Annotated in this window: 13 protein-coding genes; all 13 read left to right on the plus strand. The window is 58.0% G+C overall.

What is annotated here, in order from left to right:
- The first annotated feature begins 33 nt into the window (after window positions 1-33).
- The 13 genes from infB (at window position 34) to ligA (ending at window position 14,850) form a co-directional block, all read left to right on the plus strand.
- Entirely contained in the window at window positions 34-2,598 is a 2,565-nt protein-coding gene (infB, locus tag ACHZCJ_RS01955; RefSeq protein WP_321323432.1) for a translation initiation factor IF-2, read from the plus strand.
- A gap of 114 nt (window positions 2,599-2,712) precedes the next feature.
- On the plus strand, window positions 2,713-3,114 hold the full coding sequence (gene rbfA / locus ACHZCJ_RS01960) for a 30S ribosome-binding factor RbfA (protein WP_159643239.1): 402 nt from the start codon (window positions 2,713-2,715) through the stop codon (window positions 3,112-3,114).
- 86 nt (window positions 3,115-3,200) lie between these two features.
- Complete coding sequence (locus ACHZCJ_RS01965) at window positions 3,201-3,779, plus strand: thymidine kinase (RefSeq protein WP_159643237.1); 579 nt, start codon at window positions 3,201-3,203, stop codon at window positions 3,777-3,779.
- Window positions 3,772-4,308 carry a GNAT family protein gene (locus ACHZCJ_RS01970; protein WP_321323435.1) on the plus strand — a complete coding sequence of 179 codons (537 nt, stop codon included), beginning with the start codon at window positions 3,772-3,774 and terminating at the stop codon, window positions 4,306-4,308. The genes ACHZCJ_RS01965 and ACHZCJ_RS01970 overlap by 8 nt, the downstream gene beginning before the upstream one ends.
- Entirely contained in the window at window positions 4,305-5,027 is a 723-nt protein-coding gene (locus tag ACHZCJ_RS01975) for a hypothetical protein (protein ID WP_321323437.1), read from the plus strand. Before ACHZCJ_RS01970 ends, ACHZCJ_RS01975 begins: the two co-directional genes overlap by 4 nt.
- 20 nt (window positions 5,028-5,047) lie before the next feature.
- Window positions 5,048-6,049 (plus strand): tRNA pseudouridine(55) synthase TruB, encoded by a 1,002-nt coding sequence (truB, locus tag ACHZCJ_RS01980; RefSeq protein ID WP_321323439.1) that lies wholly within the window; start codon window positions 5,048-5,050, stop codon window positions 6,047-6,049.
- A 24-nt stretch (window positions 6,050-6,073) separates the two neighbouring features.
- A complete protein-coding gene (gene rpsO, locus ACHZCJ_RS01985) occupies window positions 6,074-6,343 on the plus strand; it encodes a 30S ribosomal protein S15 (protein ID WP_159643229.1) in 270 nt (89 codons plus the stop codon).
- A gap of 174 nt (window positions 6,344-6,517) precedes the next feature.
- Window positions 6,518-8,782 carry a polyribonucleotide nucleotidyltransferase gene (gene pnp, locus ACHZCJ_RS01990; protein ID WP_159643227.1) on the plus strand — a complete coding sequence of 755 codons (2,265 nt, stop codon included), beginning with the start codon at window positions 6,518-6,520 and terminating at the stop codon, window positions 8,780-8,782.
- A 189-nt stretch (window positions 8,783-8,971) separates the two neighbouring features.
- Window positions 8,972-9,754 carry an outer membrane protein assembly factor BamD gene (locus tag ACHZCJ_RS01995; protein WP_159643225.1) on the plus strand — a complete coding sequence of 261 codons (783 nt, stop codon included), beginning with the start codon at window positions 8,972-8,974 and terminating at the stop codon, window positions 9,752-9,754.
- 57 nt (window positions 9,755-9,811) lie between these two features.
- Window positions 9,812-11,476, plus strand: a complete 1,665-nt coding sequence (gene recN / locus ACHZCJ_RS02000) for a DNA repair protein RecN (RefSeq protein WP_321323443.1) — start codon at window positions 9,812-9,814, stop codon at window positions 11,474-11,476.
- 1 nt (window position 11,477) lies between these two features.
- Window positions 11,478-11,801: a hypothetical protein gene (locus ACHZCJ_RS02005; protein WP_321323445.1), complete on the plus strand. Its 324-nt coding sequence runs from the start codon at window positions 11,478-11,480 to the stop codon at window positions 11,799-11,801.
- Between the two features lie 172 nt (window positions 11,802-11,973).
- Window positions 11,974-12,372: an endonuclease domain-containing protein gene (locus ACHZCJ_RS02010; RefSeq protein WP_321323447.1), complete on the plus strand. Its 399-nt coding sequence runs from the start codon at window positions 11,974-11,976 to the stop codon at window positions 12,370-12,372.
- A 225-nt stretch (window positions 12,373-12,597) separates the two neighbouring features.
- Complete coding sequence (gene ligA / locus ACHZCJ_RS02015; RefSeq protein ID WP_394700052.1) at window positions 12,598-14,850, plus strand: NAD-dependent DNA ligase LigA; 2,253 nt, start codon at window positions 12,598-12,600, stop codon at window positions 14,848-14,850.
- Window positions 14,851-14,891: the final 41 nt, after the last annotated feature.

Genomic DNA, 14,891 nt, shown 5'->3' on the forward strand with positions numbered 1-14,891 from the left:
AGTAATTACTATTTTAAGGATTAAGTCTGTTCGATGAGTGAAGATACAAAAGATACGCCAAAACCTGCACGCAAACCCCTGGGGTTGAAGCGTTCGGTTGAGCCTGGCGAAGTCAAACAGACGTTCAGCCACGGACGCACCAACAAGGTTGTGGTCGAAGTCAAGCGCAAGAAGCTGGTCGGCAAGCCAGGCGCGCAGGAAGCGGCGAAGGAAATTGTCAAGGAGACACCTGCGCCCACCCCGACACCGGCTCCCGCCCCCAAGGCAGCGCCGAAAAAGCCGGCTGCTGCACCAAAAGTTGATGATGGCCTGACCCGTCAGGAACGGCAGGCAAAGCTCCTGCGTGAAGCAGAAGAAGCGCGTCTTGCGGCGATGCAGGAAGCCCGCATACGTGATGCGCGCGAGAAGAAAGAACAGACTGCAGAAGAAAAGAAGCGGGCGGAAGAGAAACGCAAGGCCGAAGAAGAACAGGCCCGCAAGGCTCAGGAAGAAATCGCTGCAGCGGAAAAAGCTGCTGCCGAGGCGCCGGCTGCCGAGGCCGAGTCAACGCCTGCTGCCGACAAAGACAAGGCGGCAGCTCCTGCCGCGACCGGCACAGCTCGGCCACCGGCTCGCAAATTCACGCCCGTGGAATCGCCGAAGCGTCCGAAACCGGATAAAGAAAAGCAGAAAGCAGGACGCGACGACCGCAACGACCGTCGCCAGTCGGGCAAGCTCACCGTCAATCGCGCCTTGCGCGGCGAAGATGGTGCTGCGCGCGCCCGCTCGCTCGCAGCGCTGAAACGCGCGCGCGAGAAGGAAAAGCGGGCGCAGCGGTCCGGGCGGCCGAGCGAACCGCGCGAAAAGCAGATCCGCGATGTCATCGTGCCGGAAGCCATCACCGTTCAGGAACTGGCGAAGCGTATGGGCGAAAAAGGCGCGGATCTCGTCAAGTCGCTGTTCAACATGGGTTCGATGGTAACCGTCAACCAGACGATCGATCAGGATACCGCAGAATTGCTGGTCGAGGAATTCGGCCACAACATCCAGCGCGTTTCCGAAGCCGATGTCGAAATCAACACCCAGGCGGATGTTGACCCGGAAGATACACTGAAGCCACGTGCTCCGGTTGTGACGATCATGGGCCACGTCGATCACGGCAAAACCTCGTTGCTCGATGCTCTGCGCGGAACCGACGTGGTTGCCGGGGAGGCCGGTGGCATCACCCAGCATATCGGCGCCTATCAGGTAACGATGAAAAACGGTGACAAGGTCACGTTCCTCGATACGCCGGGCCACGAAGCCTTTACCGAAATGCGCATGCGCGGTGCCAATGTCACGGATATCGTGATCCTGGTCGTGGCTGCCGATGACGGTCTGATGCCGCAGACGATCGAGGCGATCAATCACACGAAGGCCGCTGGCGTTCCGATGATTGTCGCGATCAACAAGATCGACAAGGAAGGCGCCGACCCGACAACGGTTCGCACGCGTCTGCTCGAGCATGAAGTGATCGTGGAAGAAATGTCGGGCGACGTGCTTGATGCAGAAGTATCCGCGCTCAAGAAGATCGGGCTCGACGAGTTGATGGAGAAAATCCACGTCCAGTCCGAGCTGCTGGAACTGAAAGCGCGTCCCGACCGTCCTGCCGAAGGCGCAGTGGTCGAAGCGAAGCTGGATATTGGTCGCGGACCGGTTGCTACGGTGCTCATCGAGCGCGGTACGCTGAAGCGCGGCGACGTCTTCGTTGTCGGTTCGCAGACCGGCAAGGTTCGGGCCATGATCGATGACAAGGGCAAGCAGGTCAAGGAAGCAGGGCCTTCGACTCCGGTCGAAGTGCTGGGTATCTCCGGCGTTCCATCTGCTGGCGACAAACTGACCGTGGTCGAAAACGAAGCACGGGCCCGCGAAGTCGCCGCCTATCGCGCGGAGCAGGAGAAGCTGAAGCGCACCACGCAGGCGCCAACCAGTCTCGAGAATATGTTCTCCGCTGCGGCGAATAGCGCCGTCGAATTCCCGCTGTTGGTCAAGGCCGACGTTCAGGGCTCGACCGAAGCCATCGTGCAGGCGCTGAACAAGATTTCGAATGACGACATCAAGGTGCGCATATTGCACAGCGGTGTTGGCGCGATTACGGAATCGGATGTTACCCTGGCCGGAGCAAGCAAGGCGCCGATCATCGGTTTCAACGTGCGTCCCAACGCCAAGGCGCGGGAAATCGCCAAACGCGATGGCGTCCGCTTCAAATATTTCGATATCATTTATGATCTGACCGACGATATCCGCGCCGAAATGGCCGGTGAACTGGGTCCCGAGAAGATCGAGAATGTCGTTGGCCGCGCGGAAGTCAAGGACGTGTTCAAGTCGGGCAAGAAAGACAAGGCAGCCGGCTTGCTGGTTACCGAAGGGGCGTTGCGCAAGGGTCTGTTCGCCCGTCTTACCCGCGACGATGTTATCGTCAGCGCAACGACCATCGCGTCGCTGCGGCGGTTCAAGGACGATGTCGAGGAAGTCCGGGCCGGTATGGAATGTGGTGCGGTTCTGGAAGATACCAACGATATCAAGCCAGGCGATATGCTCGAGGTCTTCCAGGTCACGGAGAAAGAACGGGTTCTTTGATAATATCGTCATCCCGGACCTGATCCGGGATCCAGAGCGGCTGCCACGCTATTTGTGTCAGCCACTCTGGATGCTGAACCCAGTTCAGCATGACGAATTTGAGGCTTTATTATTGTGGCAAAATATAACGACACATCTCCCGAAGGCCGTTCGGTCCGCTTGCTGCGCGTTGGCGAGCAGGTCCGGCACATCCTGTCGGAACTGCTGATGCGTGGCGAGGTGCATGATGCGGTGCTGACATCGCACAGCGTCAGCGTCACCGAAGTGCGCATGTCGCCGGATTTGCGCCACGCGACGGTGTTCGTGAAGCCGTTGCTTGGTGCGAACGAGGCGGATGTCCTCAAGGCGCTGAAAACCAACACCGCCTTCTTCCAGAAGGAAGTCGCGAAGCGGGTGAAGATGAAATATGCGGCCAAGCTGAAATTTCTGGCGGACGAAAGCTTTGATACCGCCGAGCATATCGAAAGCCTGCTGAGCAATCCCAAGGTTGCGCAGGATTTGGGCGACACGGACTGAGCGATTAACCCTTGTCGTCATCCTGAACTTGTTTCAGGACCTTCAGAGATCCTGAAACAAGTTCAGGATGACGAGCGACAGGACAGATGGCGAAACTCTATTTCTATTATGCGTCGATGAACGCCGGCAAGTCGAGCAATCTGCTGCAGGCGGCGTTCAACTATGGCGAGCGCGGCATGAAGGTAATGCTGTGGACCGCAGCGATCGACAATCGGGCGAGCTTCGGCGCCATTGCATCCAGAATAGGACTGCACGCCGATGCGCATCGCTTTGGCGAGGATACGGATCTTTTTGCTGCGGTCAGCACGGAACAGAAAGATGGCGAGCTGGCCTGCGTGATGATCGACGAGGCGCAGTTTTTGACCGAAGGACAGGTCTGGCAATGTGCGCGACTGGCCGATGAACTGGGCGTGCCGGTGCTTTGCTATGGTCTGCGGACGGATTTTCAGGGCAATCTGTTCCCGGGATCGGCCAAACTTCTGGGGCTGGCCGACAGTTTGGTGGAATTGAAAGCCGTGTGCGAGTGCGGGCGCAAGGCGACGATGAACTTGCGGATTGATGAAACGGGCAAGGCCATCGCCGCCGGCGCGCAGACGGAAATTGGCGGCAATGAAAGCTATATCGCGCTCTGCCGGAAGCATTTCCGGGAGCGGCTGAATGGCTGAACTGTCAGCAACGCTGGAGCAGGATCCCGTGCGGCTCGAACCGTTGACCGAGCACCATCTCGAGCCGTTGCGCGTGGCTTGTGCCCAAGATCAGGAAATCTGGGAAATCTACCCGGTATCCATGCTGGACGAATATTTCGACAAGGCGATAGAGGCTTTTCACGATACCACAAGCTGGGCGCGCTTTGCGGTGATCAACAGCGAGACCGGCAAGCTTGTCGGCATGACGAACTATATCAATCCCGATCAGCATGGCGTGGTGGAAATCGGTGGCACCTATCTCGAACCGTCTGTGCGGGGTAGCGGTTTCAACGATGTGTTGAAAAAGCTGATGATCGATCACGCTTTTGCGCAAGGTTTCAATCGCATTGAATTCCGAGTGGACACCCGCAACAAGCGCTCTATGGCGGCGGTGCTGAAGCTGGGAGCAAAGCATGAGGGCACATTACGGAAGAACCGGACTACCTGGACCGGCTATGTGCGCGACACTGCCGTGTTTGGCCTGCTCTGGGAGGAATGGGACGTATGAAAGTCAGGGTTCTGTTTCTCGCCACAGCGCTGTTGATGGCCAGCAGTGCAACCAACGCCAATGATCGGCTCAAAAATGTTCCCATTCCCGAGCGTTCGGAATCGGCCATAGGTTTTGTTCCTGATGGCTGGTATATTGAAAAATCGGTCGTGGGTGACCTGAACAAGGACGGCTTGGCGGATCTGGCGATCATCATTCGGCAGAATGACCCGTCCCTGATCATTGAAAGCGACGGTTTTGGTCGAGACACATATGACTGTAACCCGCGAACGATCCTGGTGCTTCTGAAAGAATCCGGCGGCGGATATTTGCAAATTGCCCGGAATGATCAGATTATTCCCGTTCCCGGCAGCGCTACGATGGATGACCCGATTGACAATGCTTCGGATGGCTCGCTGACTATCAAGAATGGCGTTTTGCGGTTGAACATCCATTTTTGGTCCAGCGCGGGAACCTGGTTCATGTTTAACCGGACATTTTCATTTCGGATGCAGGGCGCGCAACTGGTGCTGATAGGTTATGATAATTACCATGTTCATCGCGGCTCGGGAGAATTGAAAACAGTCAGTATCAATTATCTGACGCGTCGCATGAAAACCGAAAACGGCAGTATCGAAGATGAGCATGTTCCTGAAATGTGGAGCAAGATTAGGCGGAAGCCGCTTATTCCTTTCGCTTCCATCGGTGATGGCTATGATTTCGATCCCGATGACTATTAGTTTTTCAGTCAGGATATAGATTGACCACAGCAAAGCCACACGGCTGGATCATATTGGATAAACCGCTGCAACTAGGCTCGACACAGGCGGTCGGGGCAGTGAAGCGCAATCTGCGCGAGGCCGGTTTGCTCGGTAAAGGCAAGAACAAGCTGAAGGTCGGGCATGGCGGGACACTGGATCCGCTGGCGACCGGGGTCCTGCCGATTGCGCTGGGCGAGGCGACCAAGCTGTGTGGACGGATGCTCGATGCGTCGAAGATTTACGAGTTTACCATCGGCTTCGGCAGCGAGACCGAGACGCTCGATGTCGAGGGGGCTGTGACAGAGACTTCCGACCGGCGGCCGACTTTGGCGGAAGTCGAAACGGTGCTGCCGCAATTCACCGGTCCGATCGAGCAGATACCGCCGAAATATTCGGCGCTGAAGATCGACGGCCAGCGTGCCTATGATCTGGCGCGGGCAGGGGTGGATGTGGAGATGAAATTGCGGGGAGTGACGATATATGCTCTCGCCATTCGTGGTGCCGGTAATTCCATTCGTCATCCTGAACTTGTTTCAGGATCTCCGGAGGTCCCGAAACAAGTTCAGGATGACGAGCCGCTGGAAGAAATAACCCTCACGGCGAACGTCTCTAAAGGCACCTATATACGCTCGCTGGCGCGCGATATTGCGCGGGCGCTCGGTACGGTCGGTCATGTCACCATGTTGCGCCGGACCAAGGCCGGGCCATTTACCCTGAAACAGGCGATTTCGCTGGACAAACTCAACGAAATCGGTAAGGGCGCGGACATCAAGGAATACCTCTTGCCGCTTGAGGCGGGGCTGGACGACATCCCGGCTTTCGACCTCGACCCTGATCAGGCAAGAATGCTTCGGCAAGGCTTGACGCTGGACGAGCAGGATTTGATCGGGAACCCCGCAGTCAACGGGCTTTTTCTAGCGACAGAGAATGAAGGTTCTCCAGTTGCTCTGGCAGAGATTGTTGATGGCACCGTGAAGGTTGTCCGCGGGTTCAATATGTAAAAGATGTTCGAAGGAATGACATAAATGACGATTACCGCAGAAAAAAAGCAGGAACTGATCAAGAAATTCGCACAGACCGAAGGCGATACCGGATCGCCGGAAGTCCAGGTTGCCGTGCTCACCGAGCGTATTGTAAACCTGACCGAGCATTTCAAAGGTCACCACAAAGATAACCACTCCCGTCGCGGATTGCTTATGATGGTGAACAAGCGGCGCAGCCTGCTGGACTATCTTCGCAAGAAAGATGTCGAGCGTTATGCCAAGCTGATCAAGGACCTCGGTCTCCGGAAGTAAGAGTTTCGAAAGCGGCTCCCAGACGGGGGCCGTTTTTGCATTGGGTATCGCGGCAATAAGGCGGCGATGCCCTTCGAGCGGGGTATAATGACCCCGAACCGCTGTTCAGCCGGATTGCTGGACACATGAAAGCCCCCGCACTGCATAGGGCAGGCGGGACAAAGGAAAATACGAATGTTTGATGTAAAGAAAGTTGAAATGGAGTGGGGCGGACAGACCCTCACCCTCGAAACGGGCCGTATTGCCCGTCAGGCCGATGGCGCGGTGCTCGCGACTCTCGGCGAAACGGTTGTGCTGTGCGCAGTTACCGCCGCCAAATCGGTGCGCGAAGGGCAGGATTTCTTCCCGCTGACCGTTCATTATCAGGAAAAATTCTCAGCCGCCGGTCGTATCCCGGGCGGTTTCTTCAAGCGCGAAGGCCGTGCGACGGAAAAAGAAACGCTGACATCGCGTTTGATTGACCGTCCTTGCCGTCCGCTGTTCCCCGAAGGTTTCTACAACGAAATCAACGTTATCTGCCAGGTGATGAGCTATGACGGTGTCAACGAGCCCGACATTCTCGCGATGGTTGCAGCCTCTGCTGCGCTGACCATTTCCGGCGTTCCGTTCATGGGCCCGATCGGTGCGGCGCGCGTCGGTTACAAGGAAGGCGAATATCAGCTGAACCCGTCGATGGAAGAAGTCGCCGAAGGCGAACTCGACCTCGTGGTTGCAGCGACGCATGGCGCGGTGATGATGGTGGAATCGGAAGCGCAGGAACTTTCCGAGGAAGTCATGCTCGGCGCTGTCCAGTTCGCCCACGAAGCGTCCAAGCAGGTTGCAGGCCTGATCATCGATCTGGCTGAACAGGCTGCGAAAGAGCCCTGGAAGCTCGACGCCGGTGACGACAATAGCGAAATCAAGGAAGAGCTTCGCAAGCTGGTCGGAGACGATATTGCTGCGGCTTACAAGAAAACCGACAAGTCAGAGCGTAGCGATGCGCTGAATGCGGTTCGCGAAAAAGCCAAGGAAAAATACGCCGACGCAGACGGACAGACGCAGATGACCGCCGGCAAGATGGTCAAGAAGCTGGAAGCTGAAATCGTTCGCGGTGCCATCATCAAGGACGGCACCCGTATCGACGGCCGCAAGCTCGATCAGGTTCGCCCGATCGAAGCCATGGTTGGCCTGTTGCCACGAACCCACGGTTCGGCGCTGTTTACCCGCGGTGAAACGCAGGCAATCGTCACCACGACCCTGGGCACCAAGGATGCCGAGCAGATGATCGACGGTCTCGACGGTCTGAGCTATACCAACTTCATGCTGCACTATAACTTCCCGCCTTATTCGGTCGGTGAAGTGGGCCGTTTCGGATTCACCAGCCGCCGTGAAACCGGTCACGGCAAGCTCGCATTCCGCGCGCTTCGTCCGGTATTGCCGACAGTGGAAGAATTTCCGTACACGATCCGCGTTCTCTCGGACATCACCGAGTCCAACGGGTCCTCCTCGATGGCGACCGTCTGTGGCGGTTCGCTGGCGATGATGGATGCCGGTGTGCCTCTGGCGCGTCCGGTTTCCGGTATTGCCATGGGCCTGATCCTCGAAGGCGAAGAATTCGCGGTTCTTTCCGACATTCTCGGCGACGAAGATCATCTCGGCGACATGGACTTCAAGGTTGCGGGTACCGAAAAGGGTATCACCTCCTTGCAGATGGACATCAAGGTAGCCGGCATCACGCAGGAAATCATGAAGTCTGCTCTGGAACAGGCCAGCGGCGGCCGCGCGCATATCCTCGGTGAAATGAGCAAGGCGCTGTCTTCGGTTCGTACCGAAATGTCCGAACATGCTCCGCGCATCGAAACGCTGCAGATCAACAAGGAAAAGATCCGCGACGTTATCGGTACGGGCGGCAAGGTCATCCGCGAAATCGTTGCCGAAACCGGCGCGAAGGTCGACATCGACGACGAAGGCCTGATCAAGGTCTCCTCGTCCGACAAGTCCCAGATCGATGCGGCTATCGCATGGATCAAGGGCATTGTGGAAGAAGCCGAAGTCGGCAAAATCTATGACGGCAAGGTCGTAAATCTGGTCGACTTTGGTGCGTTCGTCAATTTCATGGGTGGCAAGGACGGTCTTGTCCACGTTTCCGAAATCAAGAACGAGCGTGTCGAGAAGGTCTCCGACGAACTGAGCGAAGGCCAGGAAGTCAAGGTCAAGGTTCTCGAAATCGACCAGCGCGGCAAGGTTCGCCTGTCGATGCGGGTTGTTGACCAGGAAACCGGCGAAGAACTGGAAGACACGCGTCCTCCTCGCGAAAACAAACCACGCGGCCCGCGTCGTGATGGCGGTGGCGGTCGCGGACGTGGTCGTGATGGCGGTGGACGGGGCCGGAACAATGATGGCCCGAAGAACGAAGGTGGCGGTGATATTCCTTTGCCGTCCTCGATCACCGAAGACTAGATTTTCGACCGACCGAAACAATAGGGCCCGGAGCAATCCGGGCCCTTTTTGCATACGGAATATTTGCGGCCCGACCGCCTGATTAATGTCTGGTAAAGCTGCAAGAAGACAGGGACAGGCAGTCCGGCCCGGCGGTTTTTTTGCTTTATTCTTGGCTGGATGAAAACAAGCGGTTAAGAGGTCTGGCATATGACAAAACACATTATCAAATGGGCCGCTCTGGGTCTCTCCGCCTCGCTTCTCTCCGGTTGCGCCATGTTTGGCGGTGGCGGGGGTAGCGGAACAGACACCCGATATGTCGCCCGCGATGTCAACACGCTGTACAGCGCTGCAAAATCAAGGCTTGATCGCGGCGAGTACAAGATTGCCGCCGCTTTGTTCGACGAAGTTGAGCGCCAGCATCCCTATTCGCCCTGGGCCCGCCGTGCGCAACAGATGAGCGCGTTCAGCTATTATCTGTCGGGCGACTATAACAAGGCCACTGAATCGGCGCGCCGCTTTCTGTCGATCCATCCGGGCAACAAGGATGCGCCTTATGCTTATTATCTGATCGCGCTCTGCTATTATGAGCAGATCGGCGATGTGACGCGCGACCAGAAGATCACCGAACAGGCGCTGGCGACGCTCGGAGAGGTTGCCCGTCGCTATCCCAATTCGCGCTATGCCGCCGACGCCAAGCTGAAAATCGATCTGGTCAACGATCATCTTGCCGGCAAGGAAATGGAAATCGGCCGCTTTTACCAGCGTCGCGGCAAATGGCTGGCCGCCACGATCCGTTTCCGCACGGTGATCGAGAAATATGACACAACCACCCATGCGCCGGAAGCGCTGATGCGGTTGACCGAATCCTATCTGGCGCTCGGTATTCCGGTGGAAGCCAAGAAAACCGCTGCTGTTCTGGGGGCCAACTATCCGGGCAGCAAATGGTATGAGCGCGCTTATGATCTGGTCAACAAACATGGTGCGACTTAAAAGCCTGTGGCGCTGCAATGCGTTGCAGCTAGGCTGAACCTGTTTTAAGAGGGATCTGTGCTGCAGTCCCTTTCCATTCGCGATATCGTGCTGATTGAGGCGCTTGATCTGGAGTTCGGATCGGGCCTGACCGTGCTGACCGGCGAAACCGGCGCCGGCAAGTCGATCCTGCTCGACAGCCTCGGCTTGGCGCTTGGCAATCGGGCGGACAGCGGACTGGTCCGGCAGGGCACGGAAAAAGCCCAGGTTACGGCCAGTTTTGAACCACCAGCCGCGGGCAGTAGACTGGCCGCGACCCTGGCCGAAAATGATATCGACATCGAGCCCGGCGAACCGCTGATCATCAAGCGATCGGTCAAGGCCGACGGCGGTAGCCGCGCCTTCATCAACGACCAGCCCTGCTCGGCAAGCCTGCTGCGAGCCGTGGGCAGCCAGTTGATCGAAATCCACGGCCAGCATGATGACCGGGGCCTGATCAATCCCAAGGGACACCGGGCCCTGCTCGACATTTTCGCCGGGGTCGAGGGTGCGGCGGTGGCCTCTGCCTTCGATGCATGGCAAGATGCGAAAACAGCGCTGGAGCGGGCGAAGCGAGAACAGGAAGCAGCAGAAAACGACCGCGATTATCTCGAGCATAGCGTGGCCGAACTGTCCAAGTTCGCACCGCAACCGGGCGAGGAGCAGGAGCTCGCGCTCGAACGGGCAACGATGATGAAGGGAGAGAAACTGACCGGCGATCTGGAGGCGATTCGCGCCGCTTTTGACGGCTCCAACGGCGGGCTTGCCTCACTGCGATCGGCGGCGCGGCGGCTCGACATGATTGCCGAGGATCACGCGCTGCTGAAAGAGGCGCTGGAGTCGCTCGACCGGGCGATCATCGACGCGACCGATGCCGAGGACAAGCTCAACGCAGCGGCCGATGCGCTGAGTTTCGACCCGCAGCGACTCGACGATATGGAGACCCGCCTGTTCGATCTGAGAGGACTGGCGCGCAAGCATCGGGTGGAGCCGGACAAGCTTTCGGACCTGCTCGATGAGCTGCAGAACAGGCTGGCGGCGATCAGCGATGGCGGGCGGTCACTGGAAGAATTGGAAGCATCTTTGGCCGGTGCCAGAAAATCCTACATTGCAGCGGCGGAAGATTTGCGGGCGAAGCGGGCGAAGGCGGCGAAAGCGCTGGACAGGGCGGTGGCCGGAGAATTGGCGCCGCTCAAGCTGGATGCCGCCAGATTTGAGACTTTACTTGAAGAAATGCCTGAAGAACATTGGAATAAAAGCGGAATGGACCGGATCGAGTTTCTGATCTCGACCAATCCCGGAGCGCCGTTGGCGCCGCTGGGCAAAATTGCGTCGGGTGGTGAACTTTCGCGGTTCATTCTCGCCCTTAAAGTTGCGTTGGCGGAAGAATATGGTCTGAAAACGATCATTTTTGACGAAGTCGACCGCGGCGTCGGCGGCGCTGTGGCCTCGGCCATAGGCGACCGACTGTCGCGCCTGTCGAGCGGCGCGCAGCTGCTGGTCGTCACCCACAGCCCGCAGGTCGCTTCCAAGGGGGACGCGCATATGCTGATCAACAAGTCGCGCAGCGGCACCGTCTCGCGTACCGATGTCCGGGCGCTGGACGATGAAGGGCGGCGGCAGGAGATTGCGCGGATGCTTTCGGGCGCGGATGTAACGGATGAGGCGCGGGCGCAGGCGGATCGGTTGCTGGAGGGGGTTTGAGGTGGTTAGCAGATTTCTGGATACGACAAATCCATTGATCTATTTTGGACTGATTGCCTTGGCGTTGCTTTTTCTTTTCTTATCGGTGTTCGGGATAGTCATGTTGAGCTTTCTATTGGCAATCGCCTTTTCAGGTCCCGAATTTCCTCATCCGATATCTTTGATCGTGGTATTTGCCATGCTTATTTTGGGCGTCTGGAATCTGATTGATTCAGCAAAGTTGATTGGTGACGCCGAACCCAAGCGACTGGTTTTCATTTTGGTTCGTTCACTTTTGGCTATAGCACCAGTTGTGGTAATCACATTGATTTCGGTATGGGTTTAGCTGCCAAAAATATCTATGGGAAAAAGTTCGTCAGTCAAATGCTACGCACTCTTGAGCCCCTCCTCTTCAGAGGAGGGGTTGGGGTGGTGGCGGTGTGTCAGCATCGCTCGCGCAGCGACAAGCGGCACCAAACTACCCCAACCGCTCCTTTAAAAAGGAGGGGCTTTGGATTGTGACTGACCGTGCCACGCTCTTAGCCCGCGCCAGGGAGATGCGGCGCAATCCTACGGAACCGGAAAAGCGGCTGTGGCGGCATCTGTCGGCTTCGCAACTGGCTGGGCATAAATTCCGGCGACAGGCGGTGATCGACTATTATATCGCAGACTTCTTCTGTCCGCTTAAAAAGCTGATTGTTGAAGTGGATGGTGATACGCATGATGTTGAGGCCGACTACAAGCGTGATGATCGGTTGCGGAGCAAGGGATATCGGACGGTGCGTTTTGGCAATTTGGATGTGATGCGGAATATGGACGGGGTTTTGTTGGTTTTGGTTGAGGTGTTGGAAGAGACGCCTGATCGGTGGGTTGGGTGTCAGGCCTCCACCACCCCATCTCTAAAGAAGAGAAGTTAAAGTGATTGAAAGCCTTGTTAAATCCGTAGCCGCTAGTGATTGCTTAGTCTTTCTCAAGCCCCTCCTCTTCAGAGGAGGGGTTGGGGTGGTGGCGATGCGTCAGCATCGCTCGCGTAGCGACAAGCGGCACGAAACCACCCCAACCCCTCCTTTGAAAAGGAGGGGCTTTTAGTGTCCGTATCTCCGCCAAAAGACCTCTCCGAAGCCGATGCCGCCAACGAACTGATGCGTCTGGCGCGCAAGATTGCGCATCATAACAAGCTCTATCACGCCGAAGACACGCCGGAGATTTCCGACGCGGATTATGATGCGCTGGTGCGGCGGAACAACGAACTGGAACAGGCGTTTCCGCATCTGGTGCGGGAGGACAGTCCGAACAAGCTGGTCGGCGCGGCGGTGGCGGCTTCGCCCTTGTCCAAGGTGAAGCACGAACAGCGTATGATGAGCCTCGATAACGGTTTTTCCGACGCGGATATTGCCGAATGGCTGGCCCGGGTGCGACGGTTCTTGAATCTGGACGAGGGCGCGCCGGTGGCGGTGACGGCGGAGGACAAGATTGACGGGCTGTCCTGTTCGTTGCGCTACGAGAAGGGCGAACTCGTGCTGGCCGCGACGCGCGGCGACGGGCAGGTTGGCGAGGATGTGACCGCCAATGTGCGGATGATTGGGGATATTCCGCAATCCCTCCGTTCGTCTCGAGCGCAGTCGAGAGACGGCGAGGCGGGAACAGGTGTCTCGACTTCGCTCGACACGAACGGCAATTCCCATCTCATCCCAGACCTGTTCGAAATCCGTGGCGAGGTCTACATGGCCAAGGCCGATTTTGCCGGGCTCAACGAGCGGCTGATGGACGAAGGCAGGGCCGATGCCGAGGCCAAGGGGGTTGATTTCGATCCGGAAAAAATCCGCCAGTTCGCCAATCCGCGTAATGCCGCCGCCGGGTCGCTGCGGCAGAAAGACGCGAATATTACGGCGAAGCGCCCGCTAAAATTCTGGGCGCATGGCTGGGGTGTGCACAGCGAAGTGCCGGGCGACACGGCGTTTGAGGTCATGAACGCGATCGAAAGCTGGGGCGTGCCGGTTTCGCCATTGGTCAGGCGCTTTGAATCGCTCGACGACATGCTGGCCCATTATCGGCATATCGAGGCGGAGCGGGCGGACCTGCCTTATGATATCGATGGCGTGGTCTACAAGGTCGACCGGCTCGACTGGCAGCAAAGGCTCGGCTTTGTCGCCAAGGCGCCGCGCTGGGCGCTGGCGCATAAATTCCCGGCGGAACAGGCGCAGACGACGCTGGAGAGCATCGATATCCAGGTCGGGCGTACCGGCAAGCTGACTCCGGTAGGGCGTCTGAAGCCCGTTACCGTGGGTGGCGTGGTGGTTTCCAACGTGACGCTGCACAACCGCGACGAGGTCGAACGGCTTGGCGTGCGTCCGGGTGACCGGGTGGTGATCCAGCGGGCCGGGGACGTGATCCCGCAAGTGGTCGAGAATCTGACCCGCGACGAGGAACGCGAGCCCTATGATTTCCCGGATCACTGCCCAAAATGCGGCAGCGAAGCCGTCGCCGAGGAGGGCGAGGTCGATGTCCGCTGCACCGGCGGGCTGATCTGCCCGGCGCAGCGCTTCCAGCGACTGGTCCATTTTGTTTCGCGGGTGGCGCTCGATATCGACGGGCTGGGCGAAAAGAGCATCGCCGAATTTATCGAGGCGGGCTGGCTCGAAAGCCCGGCCGATATTTTCCGCCTGCATGAGCATCGCGCCGAAATATTGGCGCGCGAAGGCTGGCAGGACAAGTCTGTGGATAATCTGTTGGCGGCTGTGGAAAAGAAGCGCGCACCCGACGCGGCCCGTCTGCTGTTCGGACTGGGAATCCGCCATATCGGCACGGTGACGGCGAAGGATCTGTTGAAGAATTTCCGGACACTGCCGCGATTGCGGGAAGTTGCCGAGGCTGCGCAGGAATCGGAAAAATACCGTTCGTCTCGAGCGCAGTCGAGAGACGGGGATGAGGCGCACGGTGTCTCGACTTCGCTCGACACGAACGGAGAGGCTGCGAGCGAGACGAACGGCACGGAAGCCGGTGACGCGGCCTGGGCGGACATCACCTCGATCGACGGCGTCGGTCCGACGGTGGCACAGGCGCTGGCGGATTTCTTTCACGAACCGCATAATGTCGCGGTCTGGGAAGATCTGCTGAGCGAAGTGTCTCCGCCGGACTATATCGTCGAAACCCGCGACAGCGCGGTGGCGGGCAAGACGGTGGTCTTCACCGGCAAGCTGGAAACCATGAGCCGCGACGAAGCCAAGGCGCAGGCCGAGGCTCTGGGCGCCAAGGTTTCGGGGTCGGTCAGCGCGAAAACCGATCTGGTGGTGGCCGGGCCGGGGGCAGGGTCAAAAGCGAAGAAGGCGGCTGAACTCGGGATCGAAGTGATTGACGAGGCGGCCTGGGCGGAGATTGTAGCGGCGGCAGAGTAGATCGTTGCGCGCGCTGCCTGTAGCGATGGTTGAAAGGGATA

This window comes from uncultured Parasphingorhabdus sp., assembly GCF_963677535.2.
Classification (GTDB): domain Bacteria; phylum Pseudomonadota; class Alphaproteobacteria; order Sphingomonadales; family Sphingomonadaceae; genus Parasphingorhabdus.

Coding starts and splice junctions, on each gene's coding strand:
- infB (WP_321323432.1), top strand. CDS start 34: ATGAGTGAAGATACAAAAGATACGCCAAAACCTGCACGCAAACCCCTG.
- ACHZCJ_RS01965 (WP_159643237.1), top strand. CDS start 3,201: ATGGCGAAACTCTATTTCTATTATGCGTCGATGAACGCCGGCAAGTCG.
- ACHZCJ_RS01970 (WP_321323435.1), top strand. CDS start 3,772: ATGGCTGAACTGTCAGCAACGCTGGAGCAGGATCCCGTGCGGCTCGAA.
- ACHZCJ_RS01975 (WP_321323437.1), top strand. CDS start 4,305: ATGAAAGTCAGGGTTCTGTTTCTCGCCACAGCGCTGTTGATGGCCAGC.
- rpsO (WP_159643229.1), top strand. CDS start 6,074: ATGACGATTACCGCAGAAAAAAAGCAGGAACTGATCAAGAAATTCGCA.
- pnp (WP_159643227.1), top strand. CDS start 6,518: ATGTTTGATGTAAAGAAAGTTGAAATGGAGTGGGGCGGACAGACCCTC.
- ACHZCJ_RS01995 (WP_159643225.1), top strand. CDS start 8,972: ATGACAAAACACATTATCAAATGGGCCGCTCTGGGTCTCTCCGCCTCG.
- ligA (WP_394700052.1), top strand. CDS start 12,598: ATGCGTCTGGCGCGCAAGATTGCGCATCATAACAAGCTCTATCACGCC.